This window comes from Dorea sp. (assembly GCF_977044405.1).
Genome location: NZ_CDRRQK010000005.1, coordinates 44388 through 62079, shown reverse-complemented (window position 1 = coordinate 62079; position 17692 = coordinate 44388). Strand labels below are relative to the sequence as shown.

21 protein-coding genes are annotated in these 17692 nt (G+C 43.3%); 1 reads left to right on the top strand and 20 read right to left on the bottom strand.

Going from position 1 to position 17692, the window contains the following annotated elements:
• Positions 1–142: 142 nt before the first annotated feature.
• From ACWJAF_RS03765 to ACWJAF_RS03680, 18 genes are all read right to left on the bottom strand, one after another.
• On the bottom strand, positions 143–931 hold the full coding sequence (locus tag ACWJAF_RS03765; protein ID WP_448862310.1) for a DUF6382 domain-containing protein: 789 nt from the start codon (positions 929–931) through the stop codon (positions 143–145).
• Entirely contained in the window at positions 931–1416 is a 486-nt protein-coding gene (locus tag ACWJAF_RS03760; protein WP_448862308.1) for a TadE family protein, read from the bottom strand. Before ACWJAF_RS03760 ends, ACWJAF_RS03765 begins: the two co-directional genes overlap by 1 nt.
• Positions 1417–1420: 4 nt before the next feature.
• Positions 1421–1852 (bottom strand): prepilin peptidase, encoded by a 432-nt coding sequence (locus tag ACWJAF_RS03755; RefSeq protein ID WP_448862306.1) that lies wholly within the window; start codon positions 1850–1852, stop codon positions 1421–1423.
• Positions 1840–2667, bottom strand: a complete 828-nt coding sequence (locus ACWJAF_RS03750; protein ID WP_448862304.1) for a pilus assembly protein — start codon at positions 2665–2667, stop codon at positions 1840–1842. Before ACWJAF_RS03750 ends, ACWJAF_RS03755 begins: the two co-directional genes overlap by 13 nt.
• Before the next feature lie 180 nt (positions 2668–2847).
• Positions 2848–4194, bottom strand: a complete 1347-nt coding sequence (locus ACWJAF_RS03745; RefSeq protein ID WP_448862302.1) for a DUF5702 domain-containing protein — start codon at positions 4192–4194, stop codon at positions 2848–2850.
• An 8-nt stretch (positions 4195–4202) separates the two neighbouring features.
• On the bottom strand, positions 4203–4379 hold the full coding sequence (locus tag ACWJAF_RS03740) for a Flp1 family type IVb pilin (protein ID WP_296030416.1): 177 nt from the start codon (positions 4377–4379) through the stop codon (positions 4203–4205).
• A gap of 28 nt (positions 4380–4407) precedes the next feature.
• Positions 4408–5643, bottom strand: a complete 1236-nt coding sequence (locus tag ACWJAF_RS03735) for a hypothetical protein (protein ID WP_448862300.1) — start codon at positions 5641–5643, stop codon at positions 4408–4410.
• Positions 5640–6317: a type II secretion system F family protein gene (locus ACWJAF_RS03730; protein WP_330645858.1), complete on the bottom strand. Its 678-nt coding sequence runs from the start codon at positions 6315–6317 to the stop codon at positions 5640–5642. Before ACWJAF_RS03730 ends, ACWJAF_RS03735 begins: the two co-directional genes overlap by 4 nt.
• On the bottom strand, positions 6214–7578 hold the full coding sequence (locus ACWJAF_RS03725; RefSeq protein WP_448862298.1) for a CpaF family protein: 1365 nt from the start codon (positions 7576–7578) through the stop codon (positions 6214–6216). Before ACWJAF_RS03725 ends, ACWJAF_RS03730 begins: the two co-directional genes overlap by 104 nt.
• A gap of 28 nt (positions 7579–7606) precedes the next feature.
• A complete protein-coding gene (locus ACWJAF_RS03720; RefSeq protein WP_296091926.1) occupies positions 7607–8524 on the bottom strand; it encodes a hypothetical protein in 918 nt (305 codons plus the stop codon).
• Positions 8525–8726: 202 nt separating this feature from the next.
• Positions 8727–8936, bottom strand: coding sequence for a pro-sigmaK processing inhibitor BofA family protein (locus ACWJAF_RS03715; protein WP_448862296.1), 210 nt, complete (start codon positions 8934–8936; stop codon positions 8727–8729).
• Positions 8937–9102: 166 nt separating this feature from the next.
• A complete protein-coding gene (locus tag ACWJAF_RS03710; protein ID WP_296091930.1) occupies positions 9103–9258 on the bottom strand; it encodes a hypothetical protein in 156 nt (51 codons plus the stop codon).
• Positions 9259–9357: 99 nt separating this feature from the next.
• A complete protein-coding gene (locus ACWJAF_RS03705) occupies positions 9358–9846 on the bottom strand; it encodes a deoxycytidylate deaminase (RefSeq protein ID WP_296030430.1) in 489 nt (162 codons plus the stop codon).
• 28 nt (positions 9847–9874) lie between these two features.
• Complete coding sequence (gene upp / locus ACWJAF_RS03700) at positions 9875–10504, bottom strand: uracil phosphoribosyltransferase (protein WP_296030432.1); 630 nt, start codon at positions 10502–10504, stop codon at positions 9875–9877.
• A gap of 24 nt (positions 10505–10528) precedes the next feature.
• Positions 10529–11581 carry an L-threonylcarbamoyladenylate synthase gene (locus tag ACWJAF_RS03695; RefSeq protein WP_296030514.1) on the bottom strand — a complete coding sequence of 351 codons (1053 nt, stop codon included), beginning with the start codon at positions 11579–11581 and terminating at the stop codon, positions 10529–10531.
• A 20-nt stretch (positions 11582–11601) separates the two neighbouring features.
• A complete protein-coding gene (locus ACWJAF_RS03690; RefSeq protein ID WP_296091931.1) occupies positions 11602–12282 on the bottom strand; it encodes an N-acetylmuramoyl-L-alanine amidase in 681 nt (226 codons plus the stop codon).
• A gap of 76 nt (positions 12283–12358) precedes the next feature.
• Positions 12359–14287: a glycosyl hydrolase family 18 protein gene (locus ACWJAF_RS03685; protein ID WP_296091933.1), complete on the bottom strand. Its 1929-nt coding sequence runs from the start codon at positions 14285–14287 to the stop codon at positions 12359–12361.
• 168 nt (positions 14288–14455) lie between these two features.
• Positions 14456–14671, bottom strand: coding sequence for a hypothetical protein (locus tag ACWJAF_RS03680; RefSeq protein WP_296030439.1), 216 nt, complete (start codon positions 14669–14671; stop codon positions 14456–14458).
• 568 nt (positions 14672–15239) lie between these two features.
• On the opposite strand from ACWJAF_RS03680, the gene ACWJAF_RS03675 reads away from it, so the two are divergent.
• Positions 15240–15986, top strand: a complete 747-nt coding sequence (locus ACWJAF_RS03675) for an adaptor protein MecA (protein WP_296030441.1) — start codon at positions 15240–15242, stop codon at positions 15984–15986.
• Positions 15987–16208: 222 nt separating this feature from the next.
• On the opposite strand, the gene ACWJAF_RS03670 is transcribed toward ACWJAF_RS03675, so the two are convergent.
• A complete protein-coding gene (locus tag ACWJAF_RS03670; RefSeq protein ID WP_006427234.1) occupies positions 16209–16430 on the bottom strand; it encodes a DUF1858 domain-containing protein in 222 nt (73 codons plus the stop codon).
• A gap of 448 nt (positions 16431–16878) precedes the next feature.
• Positions 16879–17652, bottom strand: a complete 774-nt coding sequence (locus ACWJAF_RS03665) for a C40 family peptidase (protein ID WP_448862292.1) — start codon at positions 17650–17652, stop codon at positions 16879–16881.
• Positions 17653–17692: the final 40 nt, after the last annotated feature.

Here is a 17692-nt window from a genome sequence, read left to right as displayed (position 1 = left end):
TCTTTTTGTCTTTTTTTCTGTCTCTTTCAGTATATCATAAGTTAATGAACTTCTCACAACATTTCTTCCCGGTTTTCCATTCCATTTTATAGTTTCTGTCAACATTTTGTTGTAGCATTTTCTACATTCCTGCTATACCTCATCACAGTTCCTCTTCCTCTATATGCAGGCCATCCCATTCGCCCCATTTTGCTTTTTTGTGTTTATTTAAGAACCGTTTTACAGGCGACCACAGATTATCGGTTTCCCGCATGATGGAGCTTCCCATCTCCTGTTCTGAGATCCAGTCATGCTCTTTTGTATCGTAGCGGAAGCCGGTAGATTCTTCTTTTTTGTCATCAAATAGATCTTCCTGCTTATCTACAGGCATATCCGGAAACATATTCTTTTGTCTGTTTTTCGGATTACCTTTGTCCTCTTCTTCTGCTTCTTCCTGACATACTTCGATCAGTTTTTCCAGGCTGTAGTTTTCTTCCATCGTTTCTTTATGCAGGAGGAATACAAGACGTACACATTCCTGATCCTGATAATCTGCCACCTTTACCAGATACTCTGTCAGCACATGAAACGCTTCCCATATATCCTGCTGTGCCGGTGGATAATAACAGAAATAAAAGCTTCCTTCTTCGAAAAAGATATACTCCGGTTCTAACAGAATGCAGTCTTTATCCAGCAGATATTTTTCCGTCTCCCGGATTGCATTGCCAAGCTGTGCCAGCAGAAGCCGTATGTCTTCCGTCTGAAGCTTTGCTCTTGCATACATCGCCTTTAACGACAGCTTTCCACTGACGTCATAGTCATAATAACTACTTCCATTCATGCCCCGTCCGCCAACTTTTAAGAATCTTTCCAGTGAATTTGCTTTCAGCATCTTCATCTGATAATCCTCTTTATATAATACGTGTTCTTCAATCGTAATTTTCCGTTCCATTATATTCCGCCTCTCGTCTTAATCCCCAACTTTTTCATATCTTCTCTGCCCCTTCCATTCACTTTCTTCCCTAATTTTTTTATTCTTCTCATATCCCGGATATGTTTCTCAGGCTTTGTAATGGCAGCCTCGCTTTTTACCGATAATGACATTCGCTTTTTTCTCGCAGTGGCCTCTATCTGTATCTTCTCATCCGTTACGGTACAGGATGCCTTCGCCCCGGAAAACAGGATGCATTTGCGTCCGACTCTTTCGGAGAATAGCCGGTTTAATTCACTTTCACTGACACCATCTTTTTCCCTTGCTTTGGTACTTCCTACTACTGCTGTTTCGTACGCTGCTGAAGCAATGACATTCTTATCATGATAATAAAAAGCAGCCAGAATACAGCCCATAATCAGGAATAAGATCATTGGCATCAGGAAAGACATCTCTACTGTAAAACTTCCTTTCAGATATACTTTTCTGTCATATGTTTTTTGCATATATTTACCATCTTCCAATTACTACACTCAATAGATACCCGGCCGTAAGGAACGGGAAAAATGGCAATGACCAGTTTCCTCTTTTCTTCTGTACTACAAACGTAAATAGCCCGGCAATCCCAAGCACAATAAATGCACTTGCCAGCACTTCCAGAAGTCCCCATAGACCAAGATAGATTCCAAGAATTACAATAGCAAAACTGTCCCCATATCCGATTGCTTCTCTTGTAAGCTTACTGATCCCTACAAAGATGCCGCCCACCAGCGCCCCCGCAAGGGCCAGCCGCCAGTCTATCCTTACAAATACAATCCGGTAGATCACAGCACCTGCCAGACAGCTAACCAGCACATCTCTTGGTACCTTCCGTATCTTATAATCCATAAGCGATAACACACTTAAGATAATCATGACTACACATTTACTTATTGTCCACATTTGGAACATGCCCCCTTTCCGGCTGCTTCTGACAATGGTACCGCCTGTACGGTTCTTTTTAATCCACTGCAGTTTCTTTCACTGTGATAGCGGTCTCCATACCCGGTTATGAAGACTCCTGTGCTGTTCTTTTTTCCGCACCGCTCACATGGATAATATTTCCCACCGCTTTCATTGCGAAGTCCGGTTACTGAACTTCCGCTTACCATCCGGACCGACAGATCCAGATACGGACACTTCAGATTCTTATGATATACAGTTCCGGTCTCGGTAATATATACCGTCTCCTCGCCTTGATCGGTGAGTCCTTCTTTTTCATAACCGCTCCACGTCTTGATCTTCATCGTCTCATTGCATTTCACAGGTGCGATTCCGAACATCGGTACCGGAATCCGGACCTGGTATTCTGCGGTAAGCTGTCCAATCCCGGTACGGACCGACATTCTGGATTTGTGACAATGGATACCTCCGCTTCCGCCTTCTATAATGCTCCGGTTCAGCCGTCCTGCCCCGATTGCTTCGGTGACATCCTGCTCAATCTTTGACGGCAGAAGGATCTGGGTCATACAGCTTTCGGTTGCTGCTTTTTTTCCTGCATACTGAAGCCCGTTTTTGACCGCGGTATGTACTGCCATCATCTCCAGCAGATACAGCACCGTCACCACTGCCAGAAAGAAAACCGGTACGGCAATGGATGCTTCTACCGTTATACTGCCTTTAATACACTTCTTTTCTGAGGCGGATAAGGATACCCTTCCAGACTCTGGATGATACTTGTAGATAGGTTGTGAGGGTGGTAGTATCGATTTTTTCATAATGCTTTGCGAATCCTTCTCCTTTCTTAATATTTAGTACTTCTCAGGGAATTACTTTGATGCCTGAAAGGGCATCCGTATCCACCTCAGATCCATTAATTTTTCTGTTACATGTTTCTCTTATATCTTTGAGAAAATACGCTGTTCCATCAGCATTATCCCTTTCTTTTTCTGTTCTTCTTACTGGTATCCATAATAAGTCTGAAACTGATACTGTACATTTCTTCTTAATCTGCATACCGTCTCCACTTCCATCCTGCTTACGCAGTAATCCATCCGGAATCCCGGCTGTCCGTACAGGGTCTGCATATTTTTTTCAATCATTCCCATTGACCGGACCGCCATTGTCTCTTTTCCTTCCAGGAATAAAAGTATCCGGAGATATTCTTTATATCCATTGCCGCCTTCCATATCGGACGATGCCCCACCGTCTTCTTCGGTTCCAAGCTTCATAAAGCCTGCCAATGACAACTGCCAGTTGGCATCATTCTTAGTCGCTGTCACTTTTTTCCCGCTAAAGAGTGTGCGTACATCCATCACGGATTCCCCATATGCCCACGCCAGAAGGATCCCTTGCGCAGCAGCTTCCGTAATCGCCGGAACTGCCAGCAGCGTACACAATGTCCCGGCCAGCGCTCTTGCTTCTGCCTGCTTCGCACTGCTTGACTGCAGATACAGGTAATTTGGCACAAACCGCAGCATAACCAGCCGGTTCGCCACCGCTTCCAGATTCTCCCGGTCGCTTTCTTTTCCGCCCAGGATATATTCCAGTTCATAGTCAAGTGCCCCGCCTGTTGCTGCTTCAGTAAATGCGCCAAAGTGTTCCAGCACATATTCTCCCATCAGGACAGATGACAGAGTATTCCCATCATTTTCCACATCTTCGAATGAACCATATCCGGTCTGGTTCTGTCTCTTTTCCGGCATGTCTGATAGTGCGATTCTCTTTTCAGATACCTGCTTGTCTTTTGGTAAGACAAGGTTTAATATCGGTGTGCTCTTTAATACACCGACATGTGCCATCGGGTTTTCTTCTGTGGGAAGTTCCGCTTCCTGGTCTTTTAATAATGACTCCAAAGTCTCTTTTTGAAGGGTTTCTTCCCGGCCAAATGTCCCCGCCTGTTCTTCCTGGTGTTTCCACAATGATGTATTTCCCAGATACTGGTCTGCCCATGACACACCATATCTGTGCTTCATGTATTTTCCTACTTCCCGGATGAATGCCTGTCCGTGATTGTCTGTAAAAAGCTCGATCCGTTTGATCTGGTTATCCATGTCTGCGCCATAATAGGCCAGCCGGTTCTTAATATTCTCTTCACTGTAAGAGCCGGTTTCATATCCTGCTTCCAGACCGAATAAGTCATACTGCTCCAGTAATTCTTTCTGATATTCTGCGAATACACATTCCATCGCCCGGTTCATATCTGCCCGCCTGTAATTCTTCGCCATCTGTATCGAAGCACTCTCCGTCAATGCTGTCACAAGTGACATGATCAGCGCAAATACCAGTGTCAGATATACCGTCACTTCACCTTTTAGATACCGGAGCTTTCGCTTGTGATCTTTTCGAATATGGAATTCACCAGTGAAGTCAGCTGGTCTTTGAATATGATGACCAGACCGATCAGTACCACCAGAATCAGTATCACTTCTACCACACCGATTCCTTTGTCGTCTTTTAATACCTGTAATGCATATCGTATTCTCCACATATATTTTCTTCCTTTCTCTTATCTTCAATCATATCTGCATCGAGAAAAACGCCGGTACAATAACGATCACAAGCACCACCGCCAGCATCAGGAACATCGGAAGTAAGAGTTTCGTTCCGGCCTCTTCCCCCAGTCGTTTTGCCTGTGCCTTGCGGTCTTCAAATGCCTGCACGGCTTCCATCTTAAGAAGCTGTGTCAATCCCTTCGTACCTTTTCGCAGGTTCTGTGATAACAGTGCCCCAAGCCGTATATACGCCTGCACCTCACATCTTCTTCCGAAATTCTCATAACTCTGCGCTTCCGTCATACCACTGTCCATCTCATAGCAGGTCTTTTTCATTTCTTCATACGCATACCTTCTGTCTGCTTCTATATCTTCTGTCTCTTTGATATCTTTTACATATGCTTCTACTACATTTCTCCATGCACGTTTGACCGTCATGCCTGCCCCCAGATAGAGCGTCAGCTTGTTGATGATCTCTGGATAGTCTCTTAACATCTGCTTTTTTCTTTCTTCCTGTGCTTTGACCTGGTTCTGCTTCTTTAGTGCGATCAGTAATCCTCCGATCAGGATTCCCATCACGATAACCACGATCCCCCTGTATTGAAATGGACGGTAATACGTAAGTTTTCTTCCATCCAGCTCTTTTGGAAGCTGTACTACCGGTTTTGCAGGATCTTTTGCATTTGCTTCCTTTAATCCTTCTTTTACTGTCTGAATACGTTTTTCTTCTCCAGTTATTGCTTTGGGATACACCGGAACGCAGAACTGATAAATCTTCTGTTCCTTTTCATCCCCAGTATAACTAAGAACCGCCGTGATATTTACTGCTACTCCTTCGTCTTTTATCTTTGTTTCCTGCAGTTCTCCCCGGCTGTTCATTACATCATACCGGTCCAGTATCCAGCGTATCTTCACCGGTTCTCCCGGAACCTCCGTCATAAGATCCAGATCGTGATCTACGTGTTCCAGTGTCTCATTCTCCCCTTGGATCATACGGTCCATCCGTCGTATGATACGGTCAAATAATTCCTGGACTTCTTTTTCTGTATACCGGCGTTCTGATATTTCTACTTTGCTTCTTATCTTTTCTGTTTTGCCTTTATCATCTGATCCGATCCTGATATCTAATTCTTCTGTACGTGTTCCTTTTCCATAGGTCTTTCGTTCTATTGCTGGTTTTATCTGCTTTGCTGAATGTACTCCATCTGCACATACCAGTACGATCCCCAATATAACGATTGCCAGAACCACCAGGATCATACGTCGATTCTCAGGATCCTGACACCCAGATAATAAGCGCTTCCGTAAACCAACAGACATACCGTCATCACCCCGATTCCTAATACATTTCCATACAGCTGTCCCATGAATTCCGGGAAACTAAGCGACATATATCCAATGATTCCATACGGCACCGCCGACATAATCTGGAATTCATACTTTTTTGCCGATAATAGTGTGTCGATCTCCCGTTTTACTTCGATCTTGTCACCAATCTGGTTTGTCGTATTCCTGATGATGCCGATCATATCCCCGCCGCTTTTTTTCGCCGTTACGAATACGGTCACGAAGCTTCTGACATCCTCTGACGGCACATGACAGGCGAACTCTTCCAGTACCTGTTCCACCGGTATATTCATACGCAGCTTCCGGGCGATTATAAGTAATTCTTTGGAAACACGTGCCTGCGGCGGATACATGACCTGAAGCTCTTTTTGCGTCTCATAAAATGCATTTTCTACCGAATATCCGGTTGCCAGAGCTGACGATACGGTCTGGATCATCTCCCGGAACTGCTTCTGGAATTCCTGTTCCTTTTTCTTACATTCCTCATTCAGGAATTCCCGGTACATCCATATGCCTGCCGGCATCAGTACGATCACTGCCCAGACACTCCGGTAATAGAGCCACGCCGTCACCATCTGGATCATCATTGCCTTCGCACCTGCTCTTAACCGCTCCGTTCTGGTAATATCCTGCTGCCATGAGCTTCTCACAGTGAGTAAGTTCCTGAACCTTTTTCCAGTATCCTTTGACACTTCCTCCATCATGTCCTTGTTCTTTTGTTCCCGCATCCGTCACCTCCTCATACCGGTACAGGGTCTGAAGCCGGATCTCTCCTTCGTGATAGTCCAGCACCTCCGTTACTTCCAGGACTTTTCTGCTTTTATCGCGTAGTCTTCCAAGATGTACAATGATGTCTACCCCCGATGCGATCTGCCTTTGAATCGCCGGCAGCGGCAAGTCCATTCCCATAAGCACCATCGTTTCCAGTCTGCTTAACATATCTTTCGGACTGTTGGAATGGCCTGTACTAAGACTCCCATCATGGCCGGTATTAAGTGCCTGTAACATATCGATTGCTTCTGCCGAGCGAACTTCTCCCACAATGATACGGTCCGGGCGCATACGAAGTGCCGACTTGATCAGATCCCTGATCGTTACTTCACCGGTTCCTTCTACATTCGCATTCCTGGCTTCCAGACTGACCAGATTCGTTACATTTTGAATCTTAAGTTCTGCATTGTCTTCTATCGTAATGATACGTTCTCTTTTTGGAATATATTGCGATAACGCATTCAGGAAAGTGGTCTTGCCGGATCCGGTTCCTCCACTTATGAATATGTTGTATCCGGCGGCTACAAGCGCAGCCAGGAACCCAGATACTTCAGAGTCTATGGATTGCCATTCTATTAATTTTTCCATGGTGATGGTTTCTTTTGCGAATTTCCGGATCGTAACGATCGGTCCGTTCAGTGCCACCGGCGGCAGCACCACATTCACTCGTGACCCGTCCGGAAGTCTTGCATCTACGATCGGTGATGCTTCATTAACCAGACGGTTCGAGCCCGCCACGATCTGCTGGATGACATCTTCTAACTTGTCCTTCGACAGGAATCTTTTATCCGACCGGAAGAGTCTTCCCGCTTTTTCAATGAATATATTCTGCGTCCCGTTGATCATGATCTCCGTAATCTCTTCATCTTCCAGGAACTCCTGTAACAGGTCCAGTTTCCGGAACGCATTGAACAATTCTCTTCCAAGCATTGTTTTCTGATCCAGTGTCAGATATTCTTCCTGTGATACTTCCTGCAGGACTTCATAGATTAATTCCGTCAGTTCTTCATCCTCAAGATCCCGTGACAGATCAAGCCTTGAAAGTATCCTCGCATGGAGCTGTTCTGCTGCTATCATTCTGTTTTCATCCCTTCATCTCCTGTGTTCAGTCTTCCAGTTCTTTTTTCACAAGTTTTCTTCTGACATCTTCGTAACCCATCAGATGCAGTTCCTCTTCAAACTGGAATACCTTGGCCTGTGCTACCTCATCTTTCATCGTCGCTACATACACTTCACTGCACATCCTGAGCAGCTCATACACGCCCCGGATTCCTTCATCAATATCCAGGATCAGTACTTCATATATGCTCTGTGCTGCAATCTGTTCTATGAACGCCATCCACTCATTGATCCCTACTGCCTTCAGATCTTCCGACATCCGCATAGGCAGGAGATAATCCAGCGCCCCCATATGTTTTACCATGCCTGCAAGTGCAGCTCTTAAGTGCTTCTTTTCCTGTCTTGCATAATATAATGCATCCGCGATCGTCTGCCCGTTCCCGGGGAAATGTCCTCCGATCCCGCCGTACACTTCCAGATTCAGATACAGCACATTTTGTGTCTTCGCAAGTCTCTTTCCCATCTGCAGTGCGTACCCGGTCTTTTTACTTCTGTGTACCGGTGAAAATATTCCGATGATCCGGACATCCTGTCTTCTGCCACTTCCAAGAAAGAGCTTTTCCGGCTCTCCTGCCTGCGCGCATTGTCCGATGACTTCCGCCATGATCATCTCTCCGGACTGATACTTATTGACCGCCATCTCCCGGCCTTCACACACCACGTCTTCTGACTGTACAAGTATAAATGTGTTACCGGCCTCTACCTTCGCCCGCTCTTCTTTTGGAAATGTGCTTCCGATCAGTAGAATATCGATCGGTGCAGCTTCCTGAATCTTCAGAGCCTGTGCGATGCTGCTGCATACCTGCACTCCAAGTGCCAGTTCCTGGTTCTTCATGAAGAATCCGGCAAGTGCGGCTGCATACCTTTCTTCCTGGTCACAAATCACCAGATTTCTGCTTACCACATACTATCCCTCCTTCAACATTTTTCCGAAAATGTTTGAATCTTCTGCCGATACGGCATAGAATTACTTGAATCATTTGAATCTATCAACAAGAACTACAAATCAGATACAAGCTACCTCCGTAACTTGTACGACGATTATATAACGGCACATTTACATTTGTCTATGCCATTTTTGAATCTTTAGAATCTTTGTGCAACCCTTACATAAATTGATAAAAAGTTATCCCGTAAAGCAATGCAACTCCAGGAATTCCAAGGGTTCCGGATGTCAAAACAGTCACCGGATTCATGCCTACCCCGGACGAAATTCCCTGTCCGTCAAGATATTCGTTTACAAAAAATATGATTGCAAGCCCTACAATTGCCCGGATCAGGAAATTTACTGCGATTTTTACGCACCATTTTTTCATAAAATTTCTCCACTTTTTTATTTCATTTTATGTCACGTCCCTCTTTTTTATGTCCTTCCCCATGTTTCTTAGATAACTTTATACAGCACTTTCCTATCCATATATACCTTCCCGATGCCGATATTACAGTGTCCGATCAAAATTTTATATATTTTTTTATCAAACTTTATTCTCTTTTATCTACATCATTCCAAACTTGGGATTTTTTATAAATAACTACAAAGATTTTAAGACACATTCTAAGATATGCAGAGAACCTCCCACCGGCAGCTTCTTTTGCATACTTTGGTATAAAAACAGGAAGCAGAATTATCTCCTTCATGGAGCATAATTTCTACTTCCTGCTTTTCACCATATGTTTCATCCGTCCTGAGTCCCTGCCACCGGCAGTTCCCTGCAGACGAACTACATTTACATTTTTCTACAGATCAATCTTAATCTCCCGCTCTGTCCGGTGATACTTATGATAGTTCACTCCGGCGGCGTCGAACATCTTCATGGAAGCCATGACCGCTGCGGTACCTTCGTACTTGTTGCAGTCATAGATGACTTCTTTGATTCCACTTTGAATGATTGCTTTCGCACACTCATTACACGGGAATAAAGAAACATACAGTTTGGCACCTTCAAGGCTTCCTCCCCTGTAATTCAGGATCGCATTCAGTTCACTGTGTACGGTGTATACATATTTTGTATCCAGAGGATTCTCTCCTTCCCGTGCCCATGGAAATACATCGTCGGAACATCCTGTTGGAAGTCCGTTATATCCCATCGACAGGATCTTATTATCCTGGCTTACGATACAGCATCCCACCTGCGTATTCGGATCTTTGGAGCGCATTCCGGATAGTTTTGCAACGCCCATAAAATACTCATCCCAGCTTATATAATCCGTTCTTTTATCGCCCATATGTCTCTCCTTTTATTATCTGGCAAGATTATTTTGTTCCGAAGATACGGTCTCCTGCATCTCCAAGTCCTGGAACAATATATTTGTGCTCATTCAGATGATCATCCAGTGCTCCAATGTAGATATCTACGTCCGGATGTGCTTTCTTAAGTGCTTCTACCCCTTCTGGTGCCGCAATGATACACATGAAGCGGATATTTTTTACACCTTTATCTTTGAGCATCTGGATTGCAGCTACACAGGATCCGCCTGTTGCAAGCATCGGATCTACTACGAATACATCTCTTTCGTCGCAGTCTGCCGGTAATTTACAGTAGTATTCTACTGGTTCATATGTTTCCGGATCTCTGTAAAGTCCGATGTGGCCTACTTTTGCAGATGGGATCATTCTTAACATACCATCTACCATACCAAGTCCTGCTCTTAAGATTGGAACAACGGCCAGTTTTTTACCGCTTAATTCTTTTCCTGTCATCTCGCAGATTGGTGTCTTTATCTTTACGTCTTCTAATTTCAGATCTCTTGTTGCTTCATAGCACATCAGTGATGCAATCTCCCCAACGATCTCTCTGAACTCTTTTGAGCCCACCTTTTCATCTCTGATATAGCTGATTTTGTGCTGGATCAGTGGATGATCCATAACCTGTACTTTTGACATCTTTTCCTCCTTATACTGTATTCATTATACCAATGTTTCTATATGATGTCCTGCGGCTTTCAAAAGACGGTTCATGATCGCGCTTCCGATACCTGCAGTGTCAAATGACTCGCTGTAGATAAAGTCTACGGCATCGTCATCAAACTCTCTTAAAATGCCAAACAGATTGGCTGCGATTGTTGTCTCATCGGCTCTGGTTCCAATACATTTTACATCTCCGGACAGGTAGCTGTCTACCGTCTCTTCGGTACCGATCACGCCGACTTTGTAACCTGCATCTGTTTTTTCTTTTGCACGGCGGTTGATTTCTTCTACGACCTTCTCCATCGGTCCTTCTATGATCGTCAGATCTGCTTTTGGCGCATAATGACGGTACTTCATTCCAGGTGCCTTTGGTACTGTCTTGCTGTCTGGTTTGATCAGGGTCTTATCTACAGTTACTTCTCCGATCACATCTTCCATCATCTCTTTTGTGATAGCTCCCGGTCTTAAGATCATCGGAGGCTCTACGGTTACATCAAGAATCGTCGATTCAACACCGATCTGGACCGGTCCGCCATCGACGATCATATCAATTCTTCCCGTCAGGTCTTCTGCCACATGCTCTGCTTTTGTCGGGCTTGGTCTTCCGGATGTGTTGGCACTTGGTGCTGCAATATATCCGCCTCCTGCATCGATTACTTCTCTTGCGATCTCATGCACCGGCATACGAACAGCAACCGTATCCAGTCCTCCGGTTGTACCATATGGTACGATATCACTTTTATTAAAAATCATCGTAAGCGGTCCCGGCCAGTATTTTTCAGCAACTTTTTTTGCTTTTTCCGGAATCTCTGAGACGATCTTTTCCAGTGCTTTCATGTTCGTGATATGGATGATCAGGGGATTGTCAGACGGTCTTCCTTTTGCGGCATAGATCTTCTTTGCTGCGTCTTCATTCAATGCATCTGCGCCCAGACCATATACGGTCTCTGTCGGAAATGCTACCAGTCCTCCTTCTTTTAAGATCCGTCCTGCTTCTCCTATAATATCTGTATTTTCATGGTTTTTATCTATTTTTTTTATAATTGTTTCCATGTGTCTCATTATACTACACTCTAGTTACCCACACAAGCTATGATTCCCGATGTAATTGCCTGGGCAAGCTTCTTCTGATATCCGTCTTCTGTCAGTTTTTCTGCTTCCTGCGGATTGCTTAAGAATCCACATTCCACGATGATCGTCGGGACTTCTGTCCGTTTTAACAGATAGTATGTATCATTGCCTTTTGCCTGTCTGGTATTCTCTTCATCTGCCATCAAAAGTGCTCTTTGCATCGTCTCTGCCATCCGTTTCCCGTCTTGCGAATGTGAATAATAGAATACCTGTGCTCCGTGAATCTCAGCCTCCTGGTAACTGTTCTGATGGATACTGACTGCCATAGCCGGCATCGTCTTATTGATCAGTTCTACTCTGGCTTTCATATCATGGATCTTCCGGTTCCCTTTTTGGGCATCCCCAAGCATTACATCTTCTTCTCTTGTCATTACGACTTTCCATCCTTCTTTTTTCAGTCTCTTTTTCACCTTTTTTGCAATCTTCAGATTCACATCTTTTTCTTTTGCCTGGTTGATCCCGATCTTTCCGGGATCGTCTCCTCCGTGGCCGCTGTCGATCACGATCACTTTACCAGCTGCAACAACATTTTCACTGGATACATATTTTTGAAGATTCTTACTAAGTGACAGAAGGCCTGCCAGGATCAGAAGTAATACCATCAGTTCTATTTTTCTGCGCAAAATAAAAATACCTCCAGGAGTGTTATAGTTCTACTATATGTCTCCCGGAGGCATTTTATCTGTTATTTAGTTTTTATTAGTTTACATATTTCTGAATCAGGTTCCAGATGTCTGTATTTTCCTGTCCAAGAGCCCACTCAGCGCTTCCTGCAAGCTTGTACTTTTGTATGAGCTTGAGTTTTGGTTCGATGGATTTTTCATCCTCAAGCCAGATCTCATATTTTGCTCCGCCGGTCTCCCAGCTTGCATAATTACATCCGTTGTCTTTGTCCCAGCTTGTCTCAGCACCGGCCTGTGTTACCAGTGACTGTGCTGTATCCATACCATACGCTTCACTTTCTACATTCATAGAATAATCTGCTGCTTCGGTTCCTTTTTCACCCGATCTTTGTTCGGCCGTCTTCGGCGTCTCTTTCCACAGACGTGTGAAGAACGGAATACCGCTTATGATCTTATCTGCCGGAACTTCTTTTAACGTCTCTTCGATACCTTCTTTTACATAATTGTAGGAAGATACCGGACCTGCTTTTAATGAACCTGCAAAATACTCATCATAGCCCATGATCACTACATAATCTGCTACGATTCCCTGCTCCTTACGGTCATACTGCGTGTTATAACTCTTCGGAACATAATTGTCTACTGACAGGACCAGACCGTTCTGTCTGCATTTTACGGATAATTCACGGATGAACTCTATGTAGTGCTCTCCGCATTTTTCCGTTATTTTTTCAAAATCAACATTGATACCATCGACACCTACACGAAGTGCTTCAGCGATCAGCTGTGTGATCAGTGTATCTCGTCTGGATGTATGACTTAACAGATCATAGGATTCCTGTTCGGTATTGATTCCGCCGTCAAAATCCCTGACTGTCATCCACACTTCTACATTCTGCTGATGTGCATAAGTTACATAATCAGCCGATGCGATCGATGTGATATTACCTGAAGTATCTGCCACATGGATCCATGTCGGCGCAAGTGTTGTGATTCCTTTTGTCTGCGAAAGTCTCTGGGCAAGTGCATTATTAGCTGTCTGATTTGTTACATTATGCCATGCCAGATTGATCTTATAATCCTTGGATATGCTTGTGTAATCCTGCTCTTCGAAGTCTCTTGTAATGTTCTTCTTTTCTTCGTTTTTGAGAGCTCTGTTCTGTACATATCCGATCACACCGTCTTCTGTACGGACTTTTTTCCAGTTCTCTTCGCTTTCTACGATCACTACTTCGTCTTTTTTCTTAAGCTCTGTCAGCACCGGACTCTTAACTCCGCCACGGTAACGGACCTGTGTATCTTTCTTGACCGTTGCTACATCTGTCTTGCCCCACTTTGTACGGATCATGACATGATTTGGCTTATTGGACACTTCATAATCCATATTGGTGTACTGCTGGATAAAGTCTAATGCAATGTATGCTGTGTTTCCATCTGTTTTTAATATGACGTAATCTTCGCTCTTCTTCTCTCTGGATACCAGATAATCTTTACTTCCTACATCTACAGATATCATATCTTTTGGAAGCATATATAAAAGTTTGTTCTCATTCGAATCCCAGTAAAAACGGCTGTTGATATAATCTCTTACGATTTCATATGAGACGTACGCTTTTCCATCGGATAATATTCCCTGTGCATCTACAACCTGATTGTCAACCGTAATTCCAAGCTGTCCACTCTTTTCTATTCCATAATATTTTTTCATATCATATGTTTCTTTTGTTGGACTATACCGTTTCCATAAGAATATTCCTGCTATTGCCAAAATTATTAATATGATTAACAGGACAAGCTTTATCAGACGGTTTCTTCTTCTTTTTCGTCGTATCCGCGCAGCTCTTTCTGCCTGACGTCTTTCCATATCTCTGTCTCTTATCTGCCGGTTTGTGTCTGACGGAGAACTTCTTCTTGCACTGGTCTGCGCACCAGATCTTCTTCGAGAGTTTTCACCTGCATTCCTTCTGCTGTCATGCGTGCGGCCATAACTTTTCTTGTCTTTCATGCTGCACCTCCTACAGGTCTCATTATAACAAACCGAAGGTTGCACGTCATTATATTTCGACATTTTCATATAGAAAACCTGTTATTTTTGGCTTTCTCTGGCATATTTTACTGTAAAAACTTTTGTTTTTATCTGCGGGGTATTTACATATTTTCCGTTATTTTGTTATTATTTTTCTTCAATATTGTGAAACCACAACTCTTTTACATCACCTTTATCATTGAGTACATAATCTCTCATATACGTCTGTGTCTCGCACATCGTATGCGCCTGTACAATTTGCATGGGGCTGGCTGGCAGTCCATCGATCTTCAGACTGATGTTCTTTTGTTCATAGCCTGTTAATTCCTGGAACATTTTTCTGAGTTCATTGTTATCCCCCATGTGAGTTCCTCCTTTTATGCCGGCCGATAATTGTGACTGTCACATACATTTCTGGTCATGGAGATGCTCGTGATACAATCTTCGTCCTTTTATGCAACAATTCGTGTACTAGAAAATAGTCCCGGCATTATATACATTGGTTCATAAAGTTATCATCATGTGATACGAGATAAAAATAGTGAGTAATAATAATTTTTAATATTCTGACTTGTGTAAATGAGTATTCGCAATTCTCTAAGATTTTGCTTATAATATTGAGTATTGTAATTCTTTTGAAATCTTTGCCTGAAACGGCTGTTTATCTGATTTGCCATTGATAGATCTGCTCCACCCGGAACGTGGAACGGAAATAAAAATGTGCGATCCTGGTTCTTAACCGGATCTTAAAATTAATTCAAGAAATTCTCCCTCCTTTTGTTCTAAAACACAATTATCAGGGAAAACTATCTTCTAGTAGTGCCATTATATCCGATAAGTTTTTAAGAATCAAGTCCTTTTTATTTTATATTAAATTTATTGAACATCAAACATTTTGTATGATATACTATTTTAGAAGGAAGTGATGTTTATGAAGATTGAAAAAATCAGTGACAACCAGATCCGTTGTACCCTGACACGTGCCGACCTGGCCGACCGTCAGCTCCAACTCAGCGAACTGGCCTACGGAACCGAAAAAGCCAAATCACTTTTCCGCGATATGATGCAACAGGCAGCCTTCGAATTCGGCTTTGAAGCTGAAGATATTCCTTTGATGATTGAAGCGATACCTTCCGCCGACTCGATTGTGCTGATAATTACGAAAGTCGAGGACCCAGAGGAACTCGATACTAGATTTTCAAAATTTGCACCTTCTTCCATTGCCGATGCCAAGAAGAAAAATGCACCGGGCAAACTGGAAGGAGCAGACAGCTTACTTGATCTGCTCGGAAAGGTTCAGGAATCATTCGAAGCACACGCAGAAAAATCTGTGGAGGCGAAAAAGCCGGCTTCTGATGACACCGGAGAAAAGGAAAGCAGCGGAAGCAGTATCCGTCTCTTCTCATTCCCGGTTATGGAAAATGTACTGAAAGCCGCTCACTTGCTGGCTCCTATGTACCACGGTTCCAACACGCTATACAAAGACGAACAGGAAGATATGTATCTTCTTGCGCTTGCACAGTCCGATCATACAACTGCAGATTTCAACCGTATCTGCAATATGTTGTCTGAATACGGCGCATTGGAGAAGGCTTCCGGGGCAACCTTTGCATTCCTGGAAGAACACTGTGATACATTTATTGCAGGCAATGCTGTGCAGCAGCTCGCTAATATCTAATGAGTGTCTCAACATGCTTTCTGCAAAATGTATGACACACTCCGGAACTTAATACGGATCATATTTTCGTAATATGCAGCGAAAATTCTGAAGACGGATCAGGAAATGTTTAAATTTCCTGATCCGTCTTTTTTCTTAAGCAGCTACTCTTACATACTATGGTATAAAAAAACAGAACCGCCAAACATTATCCTGCTTGGCAGTTCTGTATGATTCTTTATATTATGCCTGGCTTGCTTCCAGTGTTGCATTTAATTTTGCAACTAAAAGGTCTGGATCAATTCCGTGTCCCATAGCTCCCTCTTCGATAGACTCCATCTGAGAATGTGGGCATCCGATGCAACCCATTCCTGCTTCCATCAGATCATCAACAAGCTTTGGACATGTAGAATAATATTTGGAAAGCAGCTCACCAAATGTCATGTCTTTTGTAATCTGTGCCATCTTATCGCCTCCTTTTTGTTTCAGTGTTTCCATTATAGTAGCTTTTTATCATTGTGTAAACATTTTCTGCAAATTTATTCTTAATATTTGACTACTTAAAAGTCAATATGATTTCGGTATTTTTTCAACAAAATGTCATTTTTATAACAACCTTACAAAACGTCCGTTCTTTTTTATCCCCCGAATAATCCCCCGTTTTTCCCACTTTGGGTGTGGATAACGTGGATAACTTTGTGGAAATCCCCATTTTTCTACATTTTTTTGCTATTTTCGTGTGGATAACTTATTTTTCGAATTTGGGATAAGTTTTCCGGATTTTCTTCATTTTATTAAATAAAAGTATATTTTTGGTACATTTGTACATTGTGGATAACCTCGTCTCTTATGTGGATAGTGTGGATAACGAAAAGGGCCGGGGGATTTTTAAAAATCCCCCGGCCCTTTTCGTTTATATTAACCGCCGTACCGTAACAATACTCGTATACGTCGCCGGCAGTATTCCAATTCCTCTTCTGCTGTTAATTGCATTCACAATCTGTCCATTTCCCATATAAATGCCCACATGTCCGTTATACAGGATGATATCACCAGGAACTGCCTGGTCATAGCTGACCGCAGTCCCCACATGTTCCATATCCCACGTTGTCCGTGGAAGTGATATTCCGAAATGTGCAAATACAGATTGGACGAATCCAGAGCAGTCCGCCCCGTTCGTAAGGCTGGTTCCTCCCCAGACATACGGATTGCCAATGAACTGACATGCATAATCTACAACCGCCTGTCCGGTTCCTGTCTCTTTCGTCTGTCCCAAAGCGGCTTCTCTTTGGAATCCCGCCGCTTCATCTTCTCTTGATACAGCATAGGTAAATGCGTTCTCCACATTTCCTACTCTTTGTACAAGTTCCTCTGCTTTTTGCTGTGCTTCATCTCCGACACGTATATATTGTGAATATACATATCCTGTGACATCTCCCGACTGAACTTTCGTCCACTCCCCTGCCGGGCCGATAATCTTCGCTGCGTAATCCGGATATAATTTGCCAACCCATTCGCTTGCTGTTGTCGGCTCACTTCTTACATATAAAAATGAGTGAACATTTGCAAATGCCATATCTGAATACTCTCCTGTTCCCAGATCCGCTGCATGTGCAGATGCCGGAAATGTTGCTATCATTCCAGTTAAAGTAACCAGGCACAATCCTTTTTTAAGAATAGAATCCATAAATTTCCTCCTTTTATGTTTTCTTATCTTTTGTAATTAT